15 protein-coding genes and 3 pseudogenes are annotated in these 25516 nt (G+C 59.7%); 16 read left to right on the top strand and 2 right to left on the bottom strand.

Annotation, left to right across the window (positions count from 1 at the left end):
- Window positions 1–301 precede the first annotated feature (301 nt).
- Complete coding sequence (locus HAP54_RS00260; protein WP_224741435.1) at window positions 302–895, top strand: transporter substrate-binding domain-containing protein; 594 nt, start codon at window positions 302–304, stop codon at window positions 893–895.
- A 72-nt stretch (window positions 896–967) separates the two neighbouring features.
- The gene (locus HAP54_RS00255) at window positions 968–2311 is read left to right on the top strand and encodes an IS1380-like element ISBdi2 family transposase (RefSeq protein ID WP_166204320.1); all 1344 of its coding nucleotides are present in this window, start codon (window positions 968–970) and stop codon (window positions 2309–2311) included.
- Window positions 2312–2492: 181 nt separating this feature from the next.
- Here HAP54_RS00255 and HAP54_RS00250 read toward each other — a convergent pair.
- Window positions 2493–3599 (bottom strand): annotated as a pseudogene (locus HAP54_RS00250) (IS630 family transposase).
- Window positions 3600–4066: 467 nt separating this feature from the next.
- Here HAP54_RS00250 and HAP54_RS00245 point away from each other — a divergent pair.
- The 9 genes and pseudogenes from HAP54_RS00245 to tnpC all read left to right on the top strand — a co-directional run.
- Window positions 4067–8725, top strand: coding sequence for a hypothetical protein (locus HAP54_RS00245; protein ID WP_166298507.1), 4659 nt, complete (start codon window positions 4067–4069; stop codon window positions 8723–8725).
- Window positions 8726–8826: 101 nt separating this feature from the next.
- On the top strand, window positions 8827–10551 hold the full coding sequence (locus HAP54_RS00240; RefSeq protein WP_166298506.1) for a type I secretion system permease/ATPase: 1725 nt from the start codon (window positions 8827–8829) through the stop codon (window positions 10549–10551).
- A gap of 25 nt (window positions 10552–10576) precedes the next feature.
- The gene (locus tag HAP54_RS00235; RefSeq protein ID WP_029084573.1) at window positions 10577–11932 is read left to right on the top strand and encodes an HlyD family type I secretion periplasmic adaptor subunit; all 1356 of its coding nucleotides are present in this window, start codon (window positions 10577–10579) and stop codon (window positions 11930–11932) included.
- A 739-nt stretch (window positions 11933–12671) separates the two neighbouring features.
- Entirely contained in the window at window positions 12672–13658 is a 987-nt protein-coding gene (locus HAP54_RS00230) for an endo alpha-1,4 polygalactosaminidase (RefSeq protein WP_084518734.1), read from the top strand.
- Window positions 13655–14641 (top strand): tetratricopeptide repeat protein, encoded by a 987-nt coding sequence (locus HAP54_RS00225; protein WP_029084575.1) that lies wholly within the window; start codon window positions 13655–13657, stop codon window positions 14639–14641. The genes HAP54_RS00230 and HAP54_RS00225 overlap by 4 nt, the downstream gene beginning before the upstream one ends.
- Before the next feature lie 297 nt (window positions 14642–14938).
- Window positions 14939–15409 (top strand): helix-turn-helix domain-containing protein, encoded by a 471-nt coding sequence (locus tag HAP54_RS00220; protein WP_224741436.1) that lies wholly within the window; start codon window positions 14939–14941, stop codon window positions 15407–15409.
- Between the two features lie 16 nt (window positions 15410–15425).
- Window positions 15426–15740 (top strand): IS66-like element accessory protein TnpA, encoded by a 315-nt coding sequence (gene tnpA / locus HAP54_RS52330; RefSeq protein ID WP_084518735.1) that lies wholly within the window; start codon window positions 15426–15428, stop codon window positions 15738–15740.
- A gap of 84 nt (window positions 15741–15824) precedes the next feature.
- Complete coding sequence (gene tnpB, locus HAP54_RS00215; RefSeq protein ID WP_165125844.1) at window positions 15825–16172, top strand: IS66 family insertion sequence element accessory protein TnpB; 348 nt, start codon at window positions 15825–15827, stop codon at window positions 16170–16172.
- A 46-nt stretch (window positions 16173–16218) separates the two neighbouring features.
- A pseudogene (tnpC, locus tag HAP54_RS00210) lies at window positions 16219–17739 on the top strand (IS66 family transposase); the annotation flags it as partial.
- A gap of 182 nt (window positions 17740–17921) precedes the next feature.
- On the opposite strand, the pseudogene HAP54_RS00205 reads toward tnpC, so the two are convergent.
- Window positions 17922–18613 (bottom strand): annotated as a pseudogene (locus HAP54_RS00205) (IS630 family transposase); the annotation flags it as partial.
- Between the two features lie 233 nt (window positions 18614–18846).
- Here HAP54_RS00205 and HAP54_RS00200 point away from each other — a divergent pair.
- From HAP54_RS00200 to pelG, 5 genes are all read left to right on the top strand, one after another.
- Window positions 18847–20193, top strand: coding sequence for a polysaccharide biosynthesis/export family protein (locus tag HAP54_RS00200; protein WP_166298504.1), 1347 nt, complete (start codon window positions 18847–18849; stop codon window positions 20191–20193).
- A 125-nt stretch (window positions 20194–20318) separates the two neighbouring features.
- Window positions 20319–21347: a GAF domain-containing protein gene (locus HAP54_RS00195; RefSeq protein ID WP_029084933.1), complete on the top strand. Its 1029-nt coding sequence runs from the start codon at window positions 20319–20321 to the stop codon at window positions 21345–21347.
- A 59-nt stretch (window positions 21348–21406) separates the two neighbouring features.
- Window positions 21407–22420 (top strand): tetratricopeptide repeat protein, encoded by a 1014-nt coding sequence (locus HAP54_RS00190; protein WP_156929071.1) that lies wholly within the window; start codon window positions 21407–21409, stop codon window positions 22418–22420.
- The gene (pelF, locus tag HAP54_RS00185; RefSeq protein ID WP_166298503.1) at window positions 22417–23934 is read left to right on the top strand and encodes a GT4 family glycosyltransferase PelF; all 1518 of its coding nucleotides are present in this window, start codon (window positions 22417–22419) and stop codon (window positions 23932–23934) included. Before HAP54_RS00190 ends, pelF begins: the two co-directional genes overlap by 4 nt.
- Window positions 23935–25314: an exopolysaccharide Pel transporter PelG gene (gene pelG / locus HAP54_RS00180; protein ID WP_166298502.1), complete on the top strand. Its 1380-nt coding sequence runs from the start codon at window positions 23935–23937 to the stop codon at window positions 25312–25314.
- The last annotated feature ends 202 nt before the right edge of the window (window positions 25315–25516 follow it).

The raw sequence follows: 25516 nt of genomic DNA, 5'->3' as shown, positions 1-25516 counted from the left end.
TAACGTATATGTCAATGTTAATTAAGTAGACCTGTATTCATGGTTGCGCCTAGCCTGCTCATTGTGAGAGGGGCGCCCCTTTCCCCTTGATCACGACGGAATTTGGCTATCAGGCTGAAGCTTCCGTGAGGCGACGGTAGCGGACCGAGCTCGAGGAACCACGGCGATCTCGAATTCGCAACTCGTGGAAGAAAATTTTCGCATGGTTCCATGCGGGAACAAACCCATCCGGCAGGAGATAGGGCGCGATTTCGTTGCCGGGTTCGATCGATGACCTAACGAATAGCAGGGGAATTGCGTCATGAAATACGGGAAACTTCTTGCCGCTGGGCTAACCGCGGCTGCAAGCCTTTGGGTGAGCGCTGCTTCGGCCGCCGTGCTGGACACAGTCAAGCAACGCGGCATCCTGAACTGCGGTACGGACAACACCGCGCCGGGCTTCGGCTACCTCAATACGAAGACTGGCAAGATGGAAGGCCTCGACGTGGATTTTTGTCGGGCGATGGCGGCCGCTGTGCTCGGCGACGCCGCGAAGGTCAACTTCGTAGTCGTGACCGACAAGAGTCGGTTCAACGCTCTACAGACCGGCCAGGTCGACGTCGTCTTCGCACACACCACGGTCAAGCCGGTGCGCGAGTCAGCCATCGGTATCGATTTCCTGCCGATCAGTTTCTACGACGGCACCGGCGTCATGGTGAAGGTTGCCTCCGGCGTGAAGTCGGTAGCGGAGCTAGACGGCGCGACGATCTGCACGACCCAGGGCTCCGGTACCGAAAGCACGCTCGCCGGAACCATCAGACAACGTGGCTTCAAAAACACGAAGGTCCTCACTTTTGAGAACCTAGCCCGTCTTATTCGTCAGAGTGCGCCTGAGAGGCTGGCGAGCGTGGTGTAAAGCGCTGATGCGGCGTAGGATTCGGTTGCAAAGCCAACCCCATCACCTTCAGCCGCGAACAGCACGCCCGCCATGACCGATGATACGATTCTGCCCTTCTCGTTTCCAGCCGTTCACGCCAAGAAAGTCACAGCTGCCTTCGATGGCGGTCGGCTGACCTCGAACGGGGGCGTGATGCTTCTGGCGATGGCCGAGCGGCGTCTCGGCTTGGCCGACAATTTGGCCCGGGTGTTCCCGGATCGGCGCGATCCGACGCGGGTCGTGCACAGCCTTGTCGATATGTTCCGCGCGCGCATGTTCGCGATCTGCTGCGGCTACGAGGACGCCGACGACCTCGATCATCTGCGGTCCGATCCCGCATTCAAGCTGGCCTGCGGACGGCTGCCGGACACGGGTCGCGATCTGTGTTCCCAACCGACGCTGTCGCGGCTGGAGAATGCTCCGCGCCTGCGCGACGTGATCCGACTGACCTACACTTTGGTCGACGCATGGATGGATAGCTACCCGCGCGAGCCGGCATCCGTCACGCTCGACATCGATGATACCTGCGATGTCGTCCACGGCCATCAGCAGCTCTCGCTGTTCAACGCTCATTATGACGAACGCTGCTTCCTGCCGATCCACGTCTACGACACGGAGAAGAGCCGGCCCGTGGCGGTCGTGTTGCGGCCCGGCAAGACGCCGGGCGGCGTCGAGGTGCGTGCCCATCTGCGCCGCCTGATACGGCATATCCGGACGCGGTGGCACAACACGCGAATTACGTTCCGTGGCGACGGGCACTATGCCCGGCCGGAGGCAATGGCGTGGTGCGAGACCAACGGCATCGACTACATCTTCGGTCTGTCCGGCACCAAGCCGCTCGCCAGAAAACTCGACGAGGCCGCCGACGACATCCGCACGCGACGCGCCATCGAGAACCTGCCGGTTCTGCGTGGCTATACCGAGACGCGCCACAAGGCCAAGTCCTGGGATCGCGAACGGCGTACCGTCGCCCGTATTGAGGCGACGATGCTCGGCCTCGACATCCGTTTCGTCGTCACCAGCCTCGATGTCGGCTCGGCCGAGTGGATCTACGACAGCCTGTATTGCGCGCGCGGCCAAGCCGAGAATCTGATCAAGCTGCATAAGACACAGCTCGCCTCCGATCGCACCAGCTGCCGTTCGGCGCTCGCCAATCAAGTCCGCCTCGTTCTCCACACCGCCGCTTATTGGCTGATGCTGACCGTGCGCGACGCGATTCCCAAAGCCCGGGAATTGGCCACAGCCGAGTTCGCGACGCTGCGTCTTCGTCTCTTGAAACTCGCTGCCCGTGTCGTCGAGACCACGAGCCGCATTCGCCTTGCGTTTGCCGCGGCATGTCCCGAAGCCGACCTGATCCGCGGCTTGCCAGGCGCGCTGCTGCCTCTCGGTCCTTGACCGGCGGGGCGTCCGCCCCCCGTTCGCCCAACCTACACCTCAAGCGCGTTGCAAAGTACGGGTCGGTCAGGCGGTGAAAAGCCGAAGGCAATCCCGCGCGCCTCGTCAGAGCAGATGTGCGGCCACATCAATCGGACTAAAAAAAGCACTCTCACGAATAGGACGGGCTAGTCACGTGAATCTAAAGTTCGCCACATAATGTCTGTTGGGCTTTGTGGCAGAAGCGTTTGACGGAAGCCAAAATCTGGTCTGCGGACTTGGTCCATTTGAAGGGCTTCGGGTTTTGGTTGTGCAGGTCGATGAAGGTCCGGATGTCGGCCTCGAGCTGCCTGACGGAGGTGTGAACACCTCGCTGGATTTGCTTTCTGGTGAGTTCAGCGAACCAGCGCTACTGATTGATCCACGACGCGGAAGTCGGCGTAAAATGGACATGATAGTGAGGCCGGCGGGTGAGCCACGCTTTGATCTTGGGTGTCTTGTGGGTGGCGTAGTTATCCATAACGATATGGACATCGAGGCCTTCAGGAACTTGAGCATCGATCTCTTTTAAAAACTTCAAGAACTCGACTGCTCGGTGGCGCTTGTAGCATTTGCCGATGACGAACCCTGAGGCGACATCGAGCGCGGCAAACAGCGAGGTCGTACCATGCCGCACATAGCTGTGCGTACGACGTTCCGGCACGCCAGGCATCATCGGCAAGACCGGTTGCTCGCGATCAAGCGCCTGGATCTGGCTTTTCTCATCGATGCTGAGGACAAGGGCTCGGTTCGGTGGGGACAGGTAAAGGCCGACGATATCGCGCACCTTGTCGACGAACAGTGGATCGCTCGACAACTTGAATGTCTGGCTACGGTGCGGCTGCAAGCCGAACGCCGACCACATTCGGCGGATCGTGGTGTGGGAAAAGCCAGTCTCCGCAGCCATCGAGCGGATCGACCAGTGCGTCGCGTCGGCTGGCGTAGTACGCAGCGTTCGCTCGATCACGGCTGCAACCTGATCGTCGTTGATGGTGCGAGGGCGGCCAGGGCGGGCCTCGTCGAGCAGGCTATCACAGCGATCCTTCAAAAACCGGCGGCGCCACTTGCCAACGGTGTGCTCGTGGATGCCGAGTTCGGCAGCCACGGACTTGCTTGGCAACCCGTCCGCACACCGCAGGATCGCGCGGCATCGCTCAGATAGCGACCGGGCAATACGATGACGACGAACTTGTCTCTCCAAGTACGTCCGCTCCTGCGCACTCAGCACCAACGGCTCGATCGGCCGGCCTCTCACACCCGCATTCGCCACAAGCGCTCTCCTCTATCGAGAGAGATTCGAGCTATCATATAATGTGACGAACTTGCGTTCCAGATGACTAGGAAGAGAGCCGCTTAAGTGAGTTTCCGGATGTCAGTCGGGCCCATTTGTCCAAGAAGCGAGCCCACTCGATTGACTGGGGCGCGGAATTCGTCTGTGGCGGCGCATGGCCTCTTTGGCGATGGCTGAGACCCAGCGCTCTCAAGGAATGTGAGACGAAGTCTGACACGCAACAGGGATTCCCGTTGGACAGGCTTGCTCCTTTTGCATTTTAGTATGCCGTCAACAAGAGGCAGGTCACCCGCCTTGTCGAAGTCAGATCAATCGCAGCATTTCGAATCCCGCGATAATTCGGCGCGACGTCGGAAGGATATTGTCTCCGTGCATCAGGTCATGCGGCCTCGCAACGTCATAGCCATGGCGAAGGAAGACGCAAAACGGTTTGAGGGATCACACAAATGGCGGCAACAATTGGAAACTTGACGCTCGATGGGCGATTCGCCGATTGGTCGCTGAATGACATTGTCGAGAGACCGGGAAACACTGTCGCCAATTATCAGGTCTATGGCGCGCTCGTTGACGATGCGACCGGCAAGAACTATGTGGTCGGCATCAACGCGGCTGTCGCGACCGATCCGGTCATCGCCGCTAATACCTCGATCTATCTCAATACGGATCAAAATGCTGCAACCGGATATTTGGTTTTCGGCAGTGCAATAGGGGCTGAATATGAGGTGAAGTTCCTGCTCGACGCGAATACCGTGCTTCAACCCTACCTGTACTCGCGCACATCTGCCGGCACAGAAACCCTGCTCAACAAGGGCGCGCCGCTCAATTTCGGCGTTTCCAGCGATGGCGAAAGCGTCGAAGTCGCGATCCCGCAGGCGCTGCTGACGCCGACCGGCGGTCCCGCACCCACCTCGATCAACTTTGCCGCGTTGATCAATAACGGAGAGGTGGCTCTGCCCGGCGATTTCACCAACCCGCAATACGTCATCACCGATCCATCGACGCTGGTCCCGGTGGATCACACCATCAAGAAGGTCGGCATCGTTTTTTCCGCGACCACCGCCGCGCTGTATTTCGGCGGCTCGGCGGCTGGTCAAACCGCTTATGCCGATCTGTTCATGGCGGCGCAGCATCAGGCGGCGGCTGCCGGGGTCTCCTATGACCTCCTGACCGAGGCCGACCTCACCAATGTTGCCAAGCTCTCGCAATACAGTGCGCTGATCTTCCCGGACATGGAGAATGTCCAGTCGAGCCAGGTCGCCTCGATCGTGAGTGCCTTGAGCCATGTGGTGTACGGCTATCACGTGCCGATCATTACGGCGGGCAATTTCCTGACCAACGATGAGATCGGGGCGCCGCTGCCGGGCAATTCCTACGCCAACATGCAGGCGCTGCTGGACGTGACGCTGGGCGGGTTCGGTACGGCAACCTATTCGGTAACGGCAGATCCCGCGGCGCTTGCCAATCACAATCCGATCATGGCCGGCTACGCGGCCGGCGAACTCATCGGCGGCGCCAGCGGTCAGTTCGCTGGGACGCCGGCGGGCTACTACACCAACACGGGATACCAGACCTTCTCCGGCGTCACGCAGCCGGCCACGACGCTCGCGGATATCAACGTTCAGGGCGGAGCCTCTGTCGCCGGCGTAGTGCAGACGACCACCGGCGGCACCAACACCTTGTTCGCGACCACCGGCCTGCTCGGCGACAGCAACCTGCTGCAGCACGCCATCCAGAATGCGGTGTTCGGCACCACGCCGAGCCTGTCGCTAGATACCTCCCGCATGGCCGGCATCGTCGCCTCGCGCACTGATCTGGACCAGTCGCAATTCCGGTCCGACGTCTCGCCGGAAGGCGGCCAAGCCGGTATCTACGACCTTCTGATCCCGATCCTGCAGCAGTGGAAACAGCAATATAGTTTTGTCGGCACCTACTACGCCAACATCGGCGACAACGCCAATCCGAACAACGAGAACTTCACCAACTGGGCGGTTTCCGCACCCTACTATCGGTCGATCGTCGCGATGGGCAGCGAGATCGGCAATCACTCCTATACCCACCTCATCAATCCACCGGTCTCCACCTGGAACGAGAACACCAACACGCTCTACGTCACGCCGCCAGCCAACGGTTCGGCGCCCAACTGGACCTTCAATTACGAGTTCGGACAATCGAAGACGATCTTGCAGCAGCAGATCGGCGTCGCGATCGCCGGTGCGGCCGTGCCCGGCGCCGCCGAGACCGTGAGTACGTCCCAGCAGATCATGCAGTACTACCAGAGCGTGGCGGGCGGGCTCACCGGCTACGTCACCGGCGGCTGGACCGGGGCAGGGGCCGGCTATCCCAACGCCTTTGGCTATATTGATCCGACCAATACCGGTTCGGTCTATATCGCGCCCAACATCACCTTCGACTTCACTGAAATCCAGTTTCAGAACAAGACACCCGAGCAGGCGCTGGCCGACTGGCAGGCGCTGTTTAATCAGCTATCGGCCAATTCCCAGGCGCCGATCATCGTATGGCCGTGGCACGACTATGGCGCTACCAATTGGGATACCAACGGCGCCGGCGGTGATCCGGGTTATACGACCCAGATGTTCACGGACTTCATCGCCTACGCCTACAATGCGGGCTATGAGTTCGTGACCATGGAGACGCTCGCCGCCCGCATCGCCGCGCAGCAGAAGGCGACGATTTCCGAAACCACCAATGGCAACGTCATCACCGCGACGATTACGCCGGATTCGACGGCGCCGGACCTTGGCGGGATGGCCTTGAACGTCACCAACGCCGCCGGTCAGGTCATTCAGAACGCCGGCAACTGGTACGCCTACGACAGCGACAGCATCTTTCTGCCGTACGGCGGCGGGACTTTCAAAGTCACCCTCGGCGCGACGCAGGACGATGTCACGCATATCGAGGCGCTGCCGATGCGCGCCGACCTCCTGTCTGTGACCGGCGACGGAGCGAACCTGGCCTTCTCGATGACAGGCGACGGCGTGGTCGACATTCACGTCAAGACGCCGGGCGCGAATATCGTCTCGATCCAGGGCGCACCGCTCGCCACGCTCAACGGAGCCGATCTGTCGCTGGTATTCAATGACGGGCTACTGGCGGTCTCTACGAGTTCACCGCAGGGTGTGCAGGTTCAGCATAATGTCACGGTCTCGGACGGTGCGGCCGCTGTCGCGTCGAGCGGCAACGACATCTTCTTTGGTGGCTCGGCCAACGACATCATCAACGGTGGAGGTGGCAACGACGTCCTCAACGGCGGTGGCGCTACAAATACCGCAGTCTATTCCGGCATCGTGAACAATTACAGTTATACGCAGAATGCAGACGGCAGCGTTACCGTGGCCGACCTGCGTGCAGGTGCGCCCGACGGCACGGATACCGATATCAACATCCAGAACTTCCAGTTTGGCGACGGCCTTGTGCTGACTCAGGCCCAGTTGGCGTTTTCCGTTGTCATGGGAACACCGGGCAACGACGTCTTGACCGGCTCCGCCATTGCTAACTCAGGCCAGATCATCCTCGGGCTGGCAGGCAACGACACGCTGACGGCGGGCATCGGCGGCAACACCATCCTGGACGGCGCCGATGGCAATGACACGCTTCGCGACGCAGGTACAGCCGCTGCGGCAAGCCTCGTCGATACCATGAGCGGCGGAGCCGGCGACGACACCTACGTCGTGACAAGGGCGAATGATGTTATTGTCGAGCAAACCAATGCCGGTACGGACACGGTTCGCACCAACCTTAGAAACTATGTGTTGCCCAACAATGCGGAGAACCTCGTCTACACGGCCAGCGCCGGCATCACCGCCACCGGTAACGCGCTGGGCAACACGTTCAGTGGCTTTGACGGCACAAGCATTCTCAACGGCGGCGACGGCACCGATACCGCCTTGTTCACCGGCCAGTTCGCGCAGTACAGGGTCGCCGCAAATCCGGACGGCAGCCTCAGCCTGACCGATACGAGGGCAGGTTCGCCGGACGGCACCACGACCTTCAGCAATTTCGAGTTGTTCCAATTCAACGGCGGGCTCGTCCTGACGGCCGCGCAACTCGGTGGCAGCACGGGGATTCCACCGACGGCGGTCAACGGAACCACCGGCAATGACGCGCTGACGAGCTCGATGACGGGCGCGATCATTTCGGGGCTTGGAGGTGCTGACACCCTGACAGCCGGCGCGGCTAACCAGACGCTGGACGGCGGCGCTGGGGCGGACATTCTGAATGACAACGGCCAGAGCGGGATCAAGCTGCTCGGCGCCGCGGGTAACGATACCTTCATCGTGAGCAACCCTGGCACCATCATCGCAGAGTCCGCCAACAACGGCACGGACACCGTGCAGACGACGCTATCGACCTACCAGTTGCCAGCCAACGTCGAGAGGCTGGTCTATACCGGCAGCGAAAGTTTCACCGCGACGGCAACAGTGGCCGGCGAACAGATCACCAGCGGAGCGGGCGCCGATTCATTGGGCGATGCCGGTCTCGCCAATGTGGTCCTCAGGGGCGGCGGCGGCGCAGACACCTTCACCGTCACCAGTTCTTCGACCACCGTGAACGAGACGGCGGGCAGCACGAACGCGACCGTGATGACCACGCTCGCCAGCTACACATTGCCGGGCAACGTGCAGAATCTGACTCACTTCGGAACCGGTAACTTCACCGGCAATGGCAACGGTCTGGCGAACACCATCACAGGCGGCATCGGCAATGACACGCTCTTCGGCAATGGAGGCAAAGACCACCTGGAGGGCGGAGTGGGGAACGACAGGCTCTCCGGCGGCGACGGCGCCGATACGTTCGTGTTCAATCATGCCGGCTTCGGCAAGGACGTGATCACCGATTTCACGGCCAATATGACCAACGCCAACCACGATTTTCTGGAGCTATCGTCGTCCATGTTCGCCGCCGGTACGACCGAGACCGCGCTTGTCAATGGGGCGGCCCTCAACGCCGCGGGTGGGCCGGTTACTGTGGTGCAACAAGGCAGCAATGTGCTGATCACGCTGGATCCAACAGACACGATTACGCTGAATAATGTGACGTTGTCGATGCTCAAGGCCAGCGCCACCGCTGACATCCATTTCGTTTGATAGCTGACCAGCGGGAGAGAGGAGCAGCCGAGTAATTGCCGGACGCCGATCTATCAGTGCTCCGGCACGTGTCGTTTCTCTATTGCAATAGGTACAGGACATTGCCGAAGAAGCCGGGCGATCAGCCCAAGAACCAAACTTCCGATCTTGCCGGGGCCTTTGCGGGCTTTCGCGGTGCGATTCTGGCTGTTTCAGTGATATCGGGGATCATCAACCTGCTGACGTTGACCGGTTCCCTCTACATGCTTCAGGTCTATGATCGCGTATTGGCGAGCCACAGCGTGCCGACGCTGGTATCTTTGTCTGTCCTGATGTTCGTCCTGTACGCTTTCTATGGCGTCTTCGACCTGCTGCGCAACCAGGCATCGGGCCGCGCTGCGGTTCTGTTCGATCGCCGCGTCGCTGGCTCGGTGCAAGCCATGGCCGTCAACCTGCCCCTCAAAGGTGCGTCAAGATCGACGGCGCAGCAGCCGGTGCGCGATGTTGACACGATCCGTACCTTTCTCGCCAGCGGCGGTCCGGTCGCCTTCCTGGATTTGCCCTGGATGCCGCTCTATCTCGCTGTTGTGTTCTTGCTGCATCCTTTGCTCGGGGTGATGTGCCTTGCGGGGGTGCTGCTCCTCGTCCTACTCACGTTCCTGTCCGAATTGCTGTCGCGCCACGAGGTGCGGGCGAGCGCGCGCGCTGACGCCGCTCGTAAGGCGATAGCCGACGCCAACGCGAGAAATGCGGAGACGCTGCAGGCGATGGGATTCGTCGGCCGCGCCGTCCATCGGTTCGAAAGGGCCAACCAAAGTTATCTGACGCTGCAGGTCAAGGCGAGCGACGTGACCTCGAAGCTGGCTGCCGTCTCCAAGTTCCTGCGCTTGACGCTGCAATCGGCCATCCTGGGGTTGGGTGCGTACCTGACCATTCGCGGCGAAGTCACCGGCGGGGCAATCATCGCTGCCTCGATCACCACTTCCCGGGCAATGGCCCCGGTCGAGCAGGTAATTGCGCACTGGCGCAACTTTCTGGCCGCACGGCATAGTTTTGATCGGCTGTCGAAGATGCTCGACAGGTTTACGGTCGCTGCGCCGTCGTTGGCTCTTCCGCCTCCAGTCGAGCGGCTGACGCTGGCGAATGCAACGGTGTGTGTGCCCGGTACCCAACGTCCTGTTCTGTGCGACGTGGGTTTTGAGCTGCGGTCCGGCCAGGCGCTGGCGATAATCGGTCCCAGCGCGGCAGGCAAATCGTCGCTGGCGCGTGCAATTACCGGCGTGTGGCCGCTGCTGCATGGGTCCGTTCGCCTTGACGGCGCCGAGCTCGATGGCTGGACGTCCGACGAATTGGGCAAGCATATCGGCTATCTACCGCAGGACGTTACGCTGTTCGAAGGGACCATTGCAGAGAACATCTGCCGCCTCGAGGAGGAGCCGGACAGCCGGGCCATCATCGCGGCGGCCAAGGCCGCCGACGTCCACGATATGATCCTCCACCTTCCCGTTGGCTACGAGACCAATGTCGGCCCCGATGGCTCGGCGCTTTCCGCGGGCCAGCGCCAGCGCGTCGCGCTCGCCCGCGCGCTGTTCGGTGACCCCTTCCTGGTCGTTCTCGACGAGCCCAACTCGAACCTCGATGCCGAAGGTGAATGCGCGTTGTCAGCGGCAATCCAGGGCGTTCGGGACCGTGGCGGCATCGTGCTTGTCATTGCGCATCGGCCCAGCGCGCTCAACTCCGTCGATCACGTCGCCATGATCAATGCGGGGCGATTGAGCGCATTCGGCCCGAAAGACGAGGTGCTGAAGAAGGTCTTGGTCCATCCGGTTCGGACCGCTGTCAGTTGATGAGTTGAAACGGAGTGATTTCGGCATGACGGCTTCGGTTGTAGCCCTGAACAAAAACTTGCGGCGCTCGACAGGAGCCCGCCCGGCGGCTTCGCCGGTGGATGTCGCCGAGCTGCGGCGTCCACTTGCTACCGGCCTGGCTCTTTCCGGCCTGGTTGCACTTGCCGTTTTCGGTTGGGGCAGCGTGGCGACCCTGTCGGGAGCCGTAATCGCGCATGGGATCGTTGTGGTCGACGGCAGCAGCAAAAAGATTCAGCATCAGCAGGGCGGGGTGATTGGAGAGATTCTCGTAAGAGACGGCAGTCGCGTCTCCGCCGGTGATCTGCTGGTCAAGCTGGACGGGACGCAGGCGCGCGCCTTGCTGGGCATCGTCACATCGCAATTGACCGAGTTGGTTGGCCGGAAGACGCGCTTGGCCGCCGAGCGTGACGATCGGGACGACCTGGAGTTCCCACCCGGCTTCACAGCATCCGGCCAGGAAGCGGAGCGGGTCGCCAGCGGAGAGCGGCGGTTATTTCATGCGCGACTGGGATCGTTGAACGGACAGAAGGCGCAACTCGGCGAGCGGATCAAGCAGAACGAAGACGAGGTCAAGGGGCTGACGCTGCAGAACTCCGCCAAGGCCCGCGAAGTAGCGTTGATTCGTGAGGAGTTATCGCGAGTCAATGATCTCTATAAGCGAAATCTGCTGCCGGTAACACGCGTGCTAAGCCTGCAGCGCGACGAGACCCGGATTGAGGGCGAGATCGGAACACTGGTGGCGCAAATCGCCAAAATCGGTGGCGAGATCGCGGAAACGCGGCTCAAGATTCTCGCCGTTGACCAGAACCGCTTCTCCGACGCGCAAAAAGAGCTGCGTGAGGTCGAGGGCCGCATCGCAGAGCTGCAGGAAAGAAAAATCGCGGCTGAGGATCAGCTGCGGCGGGTCGAACTCAGGGCTCCGATCGACGGGATCATTCACGAACTCAGCGTCCATACCGTCGGCGGCGTGGTTAACCCGGCCGAACAGTTGATGCTGGTCGTTCCCAGCAGCGATTTATTGTCTGTCGAGGTTCATATCCCAAGTACAGATATCGACCAGCTGAAGATCGGACGGCAAAGCATGTTGCGATTCACCGCTTTCAACCAGCGCACGACGCCGGAGGTGGAGGGAGTGGTGACCCGGTTGTCTCCGGATGCCACCCGGGACAAGGAAACAGGACAGTTCTACTATACCGCTCGTATTACTCCCGACAGCGGCGAACTCGCTCGGCTTACCGATCACAAGCTGCTTCCCGGGATGCCGGTCGACGCCTTCATCGAGACGTCAGCACGAACCGCGCTGTCATATCTGACGAAACCGCTCACAGATCAGTTCGAACGCGCTTTTCGCGAGCGCTGAAGGCTTAGCTGAAGAGTCGCCTCGATCTACAACGTCAGCTCTGCTTCGGTCGTTCTGGACCCGGTTCGTTGCGATCTTGCCTTGTCGAATGCCAATGGCTTGTCCACCGCGTTAGAACCGCCGAGTATGCGCTGGGTCTGATACAAATCAGATTTTTTCGTTGGTTCGCAGAAAGCGTACCAATTACAATTGCGTCGGAGAAGCTGCGTCTTGTCCCTAACACACCCTTCCGGGAGCAAGGGTCTAAGGATTCAACTGCATTTCAGGAAACGAGTTGGTTAGGCGGGATACTATCATTATGGCATTTAGCTCCAGCGGCGTTGACGAATGAATGAACTCATTTCGCCGGATCACCGGTCTTCGGGCAATGGATGGGCCGACCAACTTACAGCCTATCGCCAGCGGACGAGGGGCCGCAGCCGTAGTCTTGAGCGAGACGCGTCTGAGATCTGCGTGTTTGAACGGCCTGTTGCCGTCGACACGAGCAGTGGGGCGGCACTGTGTCCTCAACCACGACCAATGCCATGATGACCGTAAACGGGCAGTATGGAGCAATGGTTGGCGTGGTCGAAAACGAGCCGGCCACCGGATGTCACGTTGTTCGCGTGCCAACTTCCGAAGCTGACTCCGATTCGCTAGTCGCGATGATCTGTATTTTGTTTCGTCGCTGTACCGAAGAGTCGAGCCGCGCCTTTGCGTCAATTCTGTCGTCACGCCTTCGGCTCTTGGAGATACGTCGATGAAGTTCTGCAAACGGGTGCGACCGTCGCGCAACCGCTCGCTGGCCAAAGGCGAGATTGCTTCGCTCTTGCGGAGGGGCAGAGAAGTCTGGCGATTACCCATGGCCCGTGAGGAGAGGGCACATTTGATCAGCCGCCGACAACTTGGGATCCTGCTAGGCATCATATCGTGTGCTCCGTCTCTCTTGGGAGCAGCCCAGCTGAGCGAAAAACGGAAGAAAGGCCAAATCCCTTTCCTCGTCTATTATGGCGCGAGCACAGATCCAGCCATTGGCGCCTTTGCCCTTGCGGCGCTCGACAGCGATTTAAATCTCGCGCCTCTCGACCGATTCCGTCGCGACGCGACTTACTTGGGCTATCTCAGCTTGAGTGAGGTCCACTCTGGACGCCCTTATTTTGTCGAGCTCGCTGCTGAGGGCTTGCTTTTCGGAGCGAACGCAAACTGGCCAGACGCACGGTTCATCGACTTGCGACATGAAAACTGGCGCCGGCGCGTGGTAAAAGACCTCGTTCCCGGAATTCTTCAAAAAGGCTTTGATGGAGTGTTTCTTGATACACTTGACTCGGCCGAATTCCTTGAGAGGCAGGACCCGAGCCGTTATGGAGGAATGGTTGAGGGCGCTGCCGATCTCGTCCGCGCAATTCGGACGGCCTTTCCGGGCATTCTGATCATGATAAACCGGGGCTTTGCGGTACTCCCGCTGATCGCAGGTCATTTTGACATGGTTCTCGGCGAGTCAGTCCGCACTACGTTCGATGCCGGAACGGGTCGTTACAGCTTCGTCTCAGAGTCGGATTACGAGTGGCAGCGCCAGCAGTTGTGGGCGGCTGGCGGCCGCGACCCCAATCTGCAGCTCTTCTCGCTCGACTACTGGGATCCTAATGACAAAGAAAACATTGCGAAGATCTACACTGAGGAGCGTGCAAACGGGTTTATTCCCTATGTTGCCACGCCAGATCTCACCCGGATTGTACCTCCTCCATGAAGCCCTTCTTTCCGCGCCTCAATCACGGTCCAAAGCTTGGCGACTTGCTGCCCGCGGCTCCGTCGATTCCGGTGTTCCTGATTGTTCTCGTGCTCATGGCAGTTTCGCTCAGCGCGCTTTTGGTCCCTCGCGGAAGCGAACTGGCGCTCCTCGAGTTGGAGGCCGGCAATACGCAAGTCGCGCTCAATCTGCTTGAGCAAATGTTCGAGGCTGGCGACCGATCACCGCCGACTGTTGCAGCGTTAGCGAAGGTCCGAGCTCGTTCCGGTGACGTCGCCGGTTCAATCCGATTGCTGATAGGCCAACTGGACGAGCACCCGCGCGACATTGGGCTAATGCGGCTTTTGGCTGGCCAATACCGGCAGTTAGGCCGTACGGATGACTGCGCGGACATCCTGGTACGGGTTAAGGCCCAGCACCCGACTGCCGAGGTGAGACGTGAACTCGTGCGGACGTATTTGCAGATCGTTGAGGTCGAGCTGCGGCGCGGCCGTGGGCACAAAGCGGTTGCTGCCTTGCGTCAGACGCTGCCGTTTCGATTCGCCCAGGGGCGCCCGCCCGAACTTTCCCATGAACCGGAGCTTCTCCATCCGTCGGTCCTCGTCGACGTCGCCCGGGCTTACATCCGTTTAGGTCTCGTACATGAGAACTGGGCGGTCATGGACGCACTGCTGCGCCAGCAGCCCTCTGCAGAAGCAGAAATGGCATGGGCCCTTGCTGCGGCGGGGGCGGGGCGGGCAAGTGAACTCTTTCATTGGCTTCAAGCCCGCAAGGTGGGCTCGATTAAGCCAGAGTTTCTAAAGGAGATTACCTTCCTGGCCTATCATGCGAAAGCGCACAGCGTCGCGGCGGATGCTGCGAGGCGTCTCGTCGCCGCTCGGGGCAATGATAGCGATCGCATGTTGATGGCTGAGGTCTTCACCGCAGCCGGTTTATCTTGGCTCGGAGCTTCTTCCCGGCGCTCTCTCACTGTCTCCCCATAGGAGCCGACCTAACGAACCGGGATATGCTTTAAACGTAGCATGCAGACCGTGGGCTACAAAGGCGACTGGTTTGTCGGGAATAAGGTTTCGGAGAGTTCACTCAAGTCAGCTTGAGACTATTGGAAATATTGTATTTGAGCCCGGTGCATCATCCTTCACGAAGCCCTCGCCGAACATGATGGCGGATGCGTCTTCGCCCTGGCTAGTGTCCCGAGTCACAAGTTCGCAATCGCAGAATCGCAGCAGGTTCGCGTCGCTGTGCCAAGGCTGGAGGCAGCAGCAGTGACGGAGGATCTGATGGCGGTCCAGCAACTTGCCTCCCTGACATTGAGTGATGAAGAGCGCACCGAACTGAAGGCGCTGACGACGCGGCGGAAGACGGCGCAGGCGCTGGCTCTGAGAGCCCGGATCGTGCTGACCTGCGCGGAAGGCGGTCAAAACAAGGAAGTGGCGGCCAAGCTGGGCTTGGGCCGGTCAACGGTAGGCAAGTGGCGGCGGCGCTTTGTGGAGCAGCGCGTGGACGGGCTGCATGACGAGCCCCGCTCCGGGGCGCCACGTACGGTTGACGATGTCCGTATCGAAGCCATGATCGTGAGGACGTTGGAGAGTTGCCCCGAGAACGCCACTCATTGGAGTTCCCGCGGCATGGCGAAGGCCAGCGGCCTGTCGGTATCGACGGTGCAACGCATCTGGCGGGCCTTCGGGCGTATCCCTCCGTTGAGGGCCGCCTTGTTTGGCGGACGCGAGCGCTGCAGGTCCCAGGGGTAATCCTAGGAGAAGCGCTATGACGATTTCGCGGGCAGAGTTGATCACAACGGTCGAGCGGCGGCGTCGGTGGTCGCAGGATGAGAAGGAACGGCTAGTTGCAGCATCGCTCGAGCCCGGAGCCACTGTTTCCGAGGTGGCTCGCATGGCCGGCCTTCATGTGAGCCAGCTGTTCAGGTGGCGCAAAGAGCTTTGCAAGCACAGTGAGACGAGTATAGCGCCGTTAGTGCCGGTCGAGATTGGGCCGTCTGTGCCGCCGCGAGATGTGGCCGAAGCGCCATTGCGCGACGGCGCCGGCGCGTCGACGGAGGAGCCATGGCATCATCGAGATTGATCTTGGTAGCGGACACCGCATCCGGGTCGATGGCGACGTTGATGGAGACGCGCTGCGTCGAGTTCTCGATGCCCTGGTGCGCCGATGATCCCGGTTCCGACCGGCGCGCGTGTGTGGCTCGCGACAGGCTACACGGATATGCGCAGAGGCTTTCCGTCGTTGGCGCTCCAAGTGCAGGAGGTGCTGCGCAAAGACCCGCTCAGCGGTCATCTGTTCGTCTTCCGCGGTCGCCGCAGCGATCTTGTGAAGATGATCTGGGACGATGGCCAGGGAGCATGCCTGTTTACCAAAAGACTCGAGAGAGGGAGGTTCATCTGGCCATCGGTTGCCGGTGAATCGGTAACGATCTCGCCGGCGCAGTTGAGCTATCTGTTGTCCGGGATCGATTGGCGCAACCCTCAAGAAACCCAGCGCCCGACGCGGGTCGGATAGCCGTTTTACGGTTTGAATCTGCTGCTTGATCTGATTCAATGGCTTCATGATATCGAAGCCGGACGATCTTCCATCGGACCTTGCGAGTGCCCTGGCGGCGCTGCAGGCCGAGCGTGAGGCGCGGCTGCGAGCCGAGGCGGTGGCTGCCAGTGCGCGGGCGGAGCTGTCGGACAACGAGGCGCTGATCGCGCATCTCGAGCTGCGGATCGAGAAGCTCAAACGCGAACTGTACGGGCAGCGCTCCGAGCGCACGGCACGGCTGCTCGAGCAATTGGAGTTGGAGCTCGAAGACCTCGTCACCACGGCGAGCGAGGATGAGCTTGCCGCGCAGGCCGCCGCGGCGAAGACGCAGAACGTCCGCCCCTTCATGCGCAAGCGGCCGGTGCGCAAGCCATGGTCGGGATGACATCGAACGCGAGCGCGTCGTCATTGAGGCTCCAACGACCTGTGCCTGCTGCGGTGGATCACGGCTGGCGAAGATCGGAGAGGATGTGACCAAGACGCTGGAGGAGATCCCGCGCCGGTTCAAGTTGATCGAGACGGTACGCGAGAAGTTCACCTGCCGCGATTGCGAGAAGATCAGCCCGCCGCCCGCGCCGTTCCATGCCACGCCGCGTGGCTTCATCGGCCCGCAATTGCTGACGACGATCGTGTTCGATAAGTTCGGCATGCATATCCCGCTCAACCGCCAGGGTGCGCGCTTCAAGTGCGAGGGGATCGACCTGCCGTTGTCGACGCTGGCCGACCAGGTCGGCCACGGGACCTTCGCCGTCATGCCGCTCTTCCACTTGATCGAACGCCATGTACTCGCGGCCGCTCGCCTTCATGGCGACGATACCACCATCCGTATCCTGGCGAAGGGCAAGTGCACGACCGGCCGGATCTGGACTTATGTGCGGGATGACCGGCCTTCGCCGGGCCTGCGCGGCCGGCGGCGGTGTATTACGCCATCTCAAGCGACCGACGAGGCGAGCATCCCCAGAAGCATCTGGCCGCCTTCGCCGGTATCCTGCAAGCCGATTGCTACAACGGCTTCGAGCCGCTGTTCGACCCGCAGAAGAAGGCGCGGCCGATTACGCCGGCGTTTTGCTTTGCCCATGCGCGGCGGGGCTTCTTCGAGCTGGCTGACATCGAGAAAAATGCTCGGGAAGGTAAGAAGGGCAAACCGGTCTCCCCGATCGCGCTGGAGGCAGTCAGACGCCTCGATACGTTGTTCGAGATCGAGCGCGCCATTAACGGCCGCGGCGCCGACGAGCGGCGCGCCGTGCGCCAGGAAAAGAGCAAGCCGCTTCGCGAGGACGTGCACGCCAGGTTGCTGCGTGAGCGCGAAACCCTCTCGCGCTCCTCCGAGGTCCTGAAGCCGATCAACTACATGCTCAGGCGCTGGGACGACTTCGCGCGCTTCCTCGACGATGGCAGGATCTGCTTGACCAACAATTGTGCTGAGCGCGCATTGAGGGGCATCGCCTTGGGAAGGCGCAACTGGACCTTCGCCGGCAGCCAGCGTGGCGCCGACCGTGCCGCCATCATGCTGACGATGATCACGACCTGTCGCCTCAACGAGGTCGGGTAAACCAGTTCATGGACGAGCGCTTCGAGCGCGCCAAGTTGTTTTGGACCCGATCCGCGAACTCCCATACGGGCCCGCGGCATGTCATGGCCGCAGCAAAGGCCGGACACATGTCAGCACCCGATACGCGCGCCGTTCGTTCCAAAAATTCAGCTTGCTTCCACGGGGCGTCCACACATGTCCATGATAACGGTATCGCCCGGCCGCAGCGATGGGGCGAGCAATTGCTCGACGTAGGCCGGGAAAGCGTCGCCATCCATTGGACCGTCCAGAACAAGCGGCGCGATCAGACCGTCGGAGCGCAATCCAGCGGTGAATGTCGTCGTTTTCCAATGTCCGTGTGGGATAGCTGCACGACATCGCTCGCCGCGTGGCTACCGCCCGTAAAGCCGCTCCATTTTGGTGTTGGCGCTGGTTTCGTCGATGAAGACGAGACGCTCAAGGTCAAGATCGATTTGCCCTTCGAACCACTCCTCACGCGCGGCATTTATATCGCCGCGCCGTTGCTCGGCGGCGTGCGCTGTCTTTCTTTAAGTGTGATCTTTCTGCGCTCGAAAAAACGCCAGAGCGACGCGATGCCAGTCGATGTTCCACGACGCTTCAACAGTTCTCGCAACTCGGCGAGCGTGATATCCGGCTTCGCTGTCACCGCCTCCAGAATCAATTGCGAATGCGCTTCGATGCGCTTCGATTTGCGGTCACCGCCCTGGCGTTTAGGAACGATGTCGCCAACTTCCTTGAGGCGACCGCGCCAGCGGATCGCGCTGGCCGCGCTGACACCAAAGCGCTCGGCAGCCTGTCGACAGGACATGCCACCGTCAATCGCTGCTACCACCCTTTGGCGAAGATCAACCGAAAGCGCCCTGGCCATACATGCTGGCCTCCCTCGCCAGCATGTAGCTTGAATCTGACTCGCGCCGTTTTGGGAATCCCCACCCGATTCGTTCCGGTCGGAAAATGCTCTAGTGGCGGCCTGAGTTTCACATGAGAACGACTAACGTCTTCTGATCCGGATCAGAATATGTTTCGTGCAGAACCAGGTCGAGCGCGCTAAACCTGAAGGTCACGGTACGATGTGATCTGAAACAAATAAGGCCACCGCCGATGAGCAGAGCGCGGCTGATCCAGCTCAACACTCCAAATCCTTTGCGGCGAGGGAAAGTCGGTGCGTTTCTTGCGGCGAAATGGATTTTTTTGCTGTTATTCTGTTTGGGTCGGCCGGCCGCTGCCCATGCCGAAGAATATCGCCTTGGTCCGCAAGATAAGATCCGAGTAAGCGTGGTTGAGTGGTTCGCCGCAACGAATGAGCTTAGATCCCCTCTCACGGGAGAGTACACGATCAGTCCCGCTGGAATGATCTCTCTACCCCTATTGGGAGATACTTCCGCCGCAGGTCTGGACCTGCCTGCGCTGGCCAAGGCGATCTCACAAAAACTCCGGGCTAAATTGTCCCTGAGGGAGCTGCCGACCACATCGGTCGAGATAATAGAGTTCGGGCCGTTCTATGTTCTGGGCGAGGTGGAGCGACCGGGAGCGTACCCCTATCGTCCTGGGCTAACCGTCCTTCGGTGTGTCAGCCTGGCAGGGGGGTTCTACCGCATAAACCCTGCGGTTGCGGTTCAAGCCGAAAGGGATGCCGCCACAGCCAGAGCTACCTTGCAAGCGGGGGCGGCCAGGATCGATGAGCTCCGCGCACGGGAAGCAAGGCTAAATGCGGAGCTCAGCGGCGGGAAAACCGTCGAATTTCCTGCTGACATGTTGAAACGCAAATGGAACTCGTCCATCGCCCAGCTGTTGCGTTTGGAAGAAACCATCTTCGAAGCCCGCCGTCGCGCTTTCGAGACCGCATTGGAGTCTGAGAGGAACGCGGCCACGCTGTTGGAAAAGGAGTTGGAAGCTCATCAGGGACAGGGGGCCAGCCTCAAGCGCCAAGCGGACGGTATTCAACGCCAGGTAGACAACCAACGCAACCTTCAGGCCAAGGGACTAGCACTCTCTGGCCGAGAATTCGACCTGGACCGCATCCTGGCTGACGTAGAAGTCAAGCAGCGGGATCTCGAAAGTCGGGCCTTAAGGGCCCGGCAAGATCGCGGCAGAGCTGAAGCGGCGGCGCTTAATGCCGAGAACCGAAGAAGGGAGGAGATCGCCAGCGAACTGCAGCAGGTTCAGGCAAAGCTGGCTGAACTTTGGCAGCAGGTGCGGACAGCTCAGCCAATCACAACTGAAGCCGAGCGTGTCCAAGGCAAGAACCGGGCGTTCACCTTCAACATTGTCCGCAAAAACCTAGAGAGCGGAAGTGAGACTGAGATCACTGCAACTGAATCGACGCCGATCCTGCCCGGAGACATGCTGAGAGTTCAATTCGGTAGCGATCAGCCATACTCTCCAGGACCAGGTAGATCTGCTTTCAAGACGGGCGCGCTGGAAGGCGCTCCTAAGGGAGCCGAATAGCTTTGCAGATCCAGGCTGGTTACGGGATCAATCCATTGGCGCCGTTCTGATTGGATCACGCCAACGTCCAAGGGTACGGCCGCACCCGGCTATTACTTATACTTCTCGATCCCATGAGATCTCAGATGGCAGAACACAAGGGAACAGAACACGGCACCCGGTCGCCGCGGCGCATCTTTGGGGTGCGCCTTTCCGCGCTACTCGAAATCATCGGCTTCCTGGCTGTCACTCTCGTCTTCTCTTTACTCTTCGACGCTGGCAATCGCTTCTTGAACGTCTCGCCACACCCGTTCTGGATTCCTGTTCTCCTTGTATCTGCTTACTACGGAGCAAACGAGGGATTAGCTGCGGCTATCCTTTCGGCAGCGGCCCTGCTTACCGGAAATCTGCCCGAGCAGGGGTCTAGTGAGGACCTCTCTGCTTGGCTATTGCGGGTCACCGCCGAGCCCGTGCTCTGGTTTGTCGCGGCCATCGTGCTTGGACAAGTTGGAGAGAGTCATCGGCGCGAGCGTGACAGACTGCGTCGTAACCTGCAGGAAGTTGGTCAACAGGCTGATGTCATTTCGCATGCTTACGAGCAGCTCGCCCAAGCGAAGAGTAGCCTAGAGAAGAGGGTGGCGAGCCAAGTGCAAACGGTACACACTGTGTATGTTGCGTCGCGCGCGATCGAGCGACAGAGCACACATGAGGTGTTAATCGGGATCGCTGATCTAGTCCGGTCAGTCATGTCGCCGATTAAATTTTCGCTTTTTTTGCTCAATGGGCAGATCCTGGAGGCCGCGGCAACCGAGGGATGGATCCCAAGCAATCTGCTCGTGCACGAATTCGACGGCTCTTCTGCCCTCTTTGAGGCCATTGTCTCACGTCGGCAGTTTCTTTGTGTAATGAATCCCGTTCATGAAGCCGTTCTGGGGGGGCAGGGCGTGTTAGCCGGGCCACTGGTGTGCGAAACCGGTGAAATCCTAGGCATGCTCAAAATCGAAGAAATCGATTTTCTCGATCTCCACCCTTCCTGCGTGCAGAACTTTCGGATCCTGTGTGAGTGGATCGGCACAGCCTTTGCGAATGCTCAACGCGTCGAGCAACTCCAAGATGGCCTGTACGTCAAGGAGCTGCACCCACATCCGCAAAGCTTGGCAAAGCCACGTCCGTGATCCGCTGGCCCACCAGGCACGGCACCCGTTTGTACGCTTGGATCACTGCAGCGATAGTCTTGGCCGCCGAGTTGACGCTGGCTCAGCTAGCAGTTTCGGGGGGCGATGATCGCATTCCGGTGCTGGTGGTAATTCACGTGGTGCTTGCAGGGGTCTCGGGAGCCTCCGCGAGTTGGCTGTATCGGCGCGGAGAACACAGTCCAATTTTCCTGCTTTTTGTCGTCTCGGTGATAGCTCTAGGCCCCATCGGGGCAGCAGGTTCAACGATTGCCGCCTTGCTTCATTTGGTTTTTGTCCGCCGAGCAATTCCCTTCGAGCGCTGGTATGCGTCACTGTTTCCGGGCGCGGAGCATGATCAAGTCCGAGCTCTCTATGCGACGATTGCACTGCGCGGTGCCGGCCCGGGGGCTCGGTGTACCGCTGCCCCGTTTACAGATATTTTGGCGCTGGGGACGGTAAAACAAAAGGAAACCGTAATTACTCTCATTACAGACAACTTCATCCCCGCGTTTTCCATAGCCCTTCGCAGGGCTTTGAACGATGCTGAGCCAGCAATTCGGGTCCAGGCGGCGTCAGCCGCCGCCCGAATTGAAAATCAATTCCTTGTGCGATCGATGGCTATCGCGGAGTCACGGGCGGCACCGCGCGACGAGCCGGAGCGACTGCTGAATCTGGCGCGTCTCTACGACGAATACGTGCAGACGGGACTCATGGATGAAACACGGGCGAATGCCACGCGCCAACAGGCGTTAGAACTGTACGAAGTTGTGCTCAGCAGGGGCGTTCAGAATCCTTCCATTGTGGAATCCTTGGCTCGACTTCTCATAGAACTTGGCCGAGCCGATGAGGCGGTGATAAGGCTTGAGGCCTGGCTCGCGAAAGCTCGCTCGACGAGGCTACTTGCGCGCTATATCGAGGGTCTCTTCGCCCTCAGGCGCTACGACCAAATACGGAAGGTCTGCATCGGCTTCGTCGACGAGCTCTCGACGGCCGACCTCCCGGACGGCGTGCGCGAGTCAATTAGTTTGTGGTCAGCCCCAGGAGCAATTGCCGAGGAGGCGCGCGCTCTATGACGATTGGTAAATTGAAAGCCGACGTGTGCCTCATCCTAGAGGGCGCTTATCCGTATGTGGCAGGAGGCGTCTCTAGTTGGACGCATGATCTCATGAAGGCTCAGCACCACCTCACGTTCCACATTGTTGCCCTCTCCGCCGATACTTCCCCTAAGACACTCCGATTCAAACTACCGGCGAACGTCACAGGGATTACCGAGATTGTGCTCCAGCAGTCGGAAACTCGCATTCCGGAGGGGCGTGCGATCGGGCGCCTTATTGCAGACTTGGAGCCGCCGCTCGCTCGCCTTCTCAGACAAGGTGGGTTGACGGACTACCGGGCTGTGCTAGCCGCGATTCGGCGGCAGCCGACAATTGCGACCCGAGCAGCTCTCATGAATTCTGAGCCTGCTTTTGAAATGCTCCAGCGTATGTACGAGCAGTCCATCCCCGGCAGCTCATTCCTGAACTACTTCTGGAGCTGGCGAGCACTGGCTGGTGGGCTCTTCTCCGTCGTTCTGGCTGACCTTCCGTGTGCACGCCTCTATCACGCCGTCTCGACGGGTTATGCAGGGTTGGTGATGGCCCGGGCCGTGATCGAAACCGGGCGCCCCGGACTCCTGACAGAGCATGGGATCTACACCAACGAGCGTCGCGTCGAGATCGCGATGGCGGATTGGCTGGCAGATAAGCTGCCAGGATCTCTTGATATCGAGCGAGGACGACGCGATTTGCGAGACGTCTGGATCGATGCCTTTACAGGCTACTCGCATGCCTGTTACGAGGCCGGCAGTCGGATCACGACCCTCTATACCGGCAATCAAATCCTGCAGATCAGGGACGGTGCGCCCGAAGACAAGCTCACAATTATACCTAACGGGATTGATTATGAAAGCCTTTCACGAATTCCACGCGACACCTCGCGTTGGCCCCCCACGGTGGCACTCATCGGCCGCGTAGTCCCAATTAAGGACGTCAAAACATATATTCGTGCAGCCGCCTTGCTACGTGATTTGGTGCCAGGGGTCCGTGTGCTGCTGCTTGGCCCGACGGACGAGGATCCCGGATATTTTCGCGAATGCCAGGAGATGGTCTCCTATCTTGGCCTCTCCGATACTTTCGAATTCACAGGGCCAGTAAAATTGCACGACTACCTGGGACGCGTCGATGTGATCGCCCTTACCAGCATAAGTGAAGCTCAACCTCTCGTCCTGCTCGAGGCGGGGGCGGCCGGTGTGCCTAGTGTAGCCACTGACGTCGGTTCGTGTCGGGATATCATATTTGGTCGTGCTGACGAGGAGCCCCCGCTCGGACCGGGCGGTTTCGTGACCCCTCTTTCGAACCCACTCGCTACGGCAAAAGGACTTGCTGACCTGCTGATCGACCCTGACCTAAGGAAACGCTGCGGCGAAGCGATCCGACGGCGAACGAAGAAGTACTATAATAAGAGGATTGTGGATCAACAATATCGCGCCCTTTATGAGGAGTACCTTGCCATGCCTGATCATGTCGTGAGCGCGGCGGCTGTCTGCTAAATGGCCGGGATTGGTTTCGCACTCCGGCGCCTTTCCCGGCATGACACTTTAACCGCCGGGCTGCTGAGCCATGCCCATGCAGCGGCGGTGTCGGCCGGTCCCTGGCTCTTCACTGTGGTTGCTCTGGGCGGCGTGGAAATGTTCGGCCGGGGCCTACTTCCTCGCGAGGAACTGGCTCGCTTCTCGACCGTGATCATCTACAACTTCGCTTTCTCGTTGGTGCTCGCAGGCCCAATTGTGCTTGTCATCACCCGGCATCTGGCTGACAAAATCTATGCTAAGGACATCGAGGATGCGGCGGGAATGCTGCTGGGAGCACTCGCGTTACTGTACGGCGTGCAGGCCTTAATTGCCATTCCGTTCTATGGCTTTGTCGTGGACATGCCCGCCACAGATCGTGTTCTCGCAATCGTCGGATTTTTTGTGGTTGGGGGAATTTGGCTCGCGTCAGTCTTTCTATCGGCGCTCAAAAGCTTCGAGACAATCAGTGCTGCATTTGGTGTCGGCATGGCGGCGGCTCTCTTCCTCGCTATCCTGCTGACGAAATTTTTTGGAGCCACAGGTACATTGGCCGGTTTCACGGTCGGTCTTGCACTTGTATTTTACATCCTTGTCGCTCGCATTTTTGCCGAGTACCCCTATGATGTCGTCCGCCCTTTCGCTTTCCTGCGTGCATTTCGTTCGCACTGGGAGTTTGCCGTGATCGGCCTTTTGTACAACGCGGCGATCTGGGTCGACAAATGGGTTATGTGGTTGTCGCCCGGACATAAAGTCATCGCGGGTGCGATGGTTGTGCACCCAGCCTACGACGGTGCTATGTTTCTAGCTTACCTGACGATAATACCGGCAATGACTCTCTTTTTGGTATCGCTCGAAACCCGTTTTTTTGAAAAATATCTTCAGTTCTATCGCGATATCGCAAGCCATGCCACCAACGCCGAAATACGGCGCAGCCATGAGGAGATCGTTGGCGCGCTCAGGGAGGGGTTCCGTAATATCGCTGTACTCCAAACGGTCATTTGCTACGTTGCGATTCTCGTCGCGCCAGGGCTCATTGGCATGGCACGCGATGATCTCGAACTGGTTCCGATTTTTCGATTCGGCGTTCTCGGCGCCCTCTTCCAAAGCCTGCTTTTATTCACATTGGTTATTATCTCGTACTTTGACCTTCGCCGAGTCCTGCTCGCGGTGACGGCAGTGTTCTTCTTCCTAAATGCGGCTCTGACCTGGGTGTTTATCCCGTTGGGCGTTGGTTACCAGGGTTACGGCTACTTTCTCGCAACATTACTGTCTTTCGTTTTTGCTTATGCAATGGCGGCGCGACGCATTTCACGGCTGCCATACATCACATTCATTGCAAATAATCCGGCGCTACGTTGATTTGGTGTTCGAGAATGAATCCGTCGCAAAGCACGAGAATGGAGTTCCTGCCATGCGTAAAGACTTTTCCCTAAGTTGATAGGAAACTCGATGGAAGCAGTGACAATCACGCAAGTACTGGGCGATGAGGCGGTGCGCCTTGTCGGTACGAGCAGGCGGTCTGACCAGGCACACCCGGTCCCTCCGTGGCGAATTGTTGGTG

Origin of the sequence: Bradyrhizobium sp. 2S1 (assembly GCF_011516625.5) — a bacterium.
GTDB lineage: Bacteria > Pseudomonadota > Alphaproteobacteria > Rhizobiales > Xanthobacteraceae > Bradyrhizobium > Bradyrhizobium septentrionale.
This window is presented reverse-complemented; position numbering and strand designations above follow the sequence as displayed.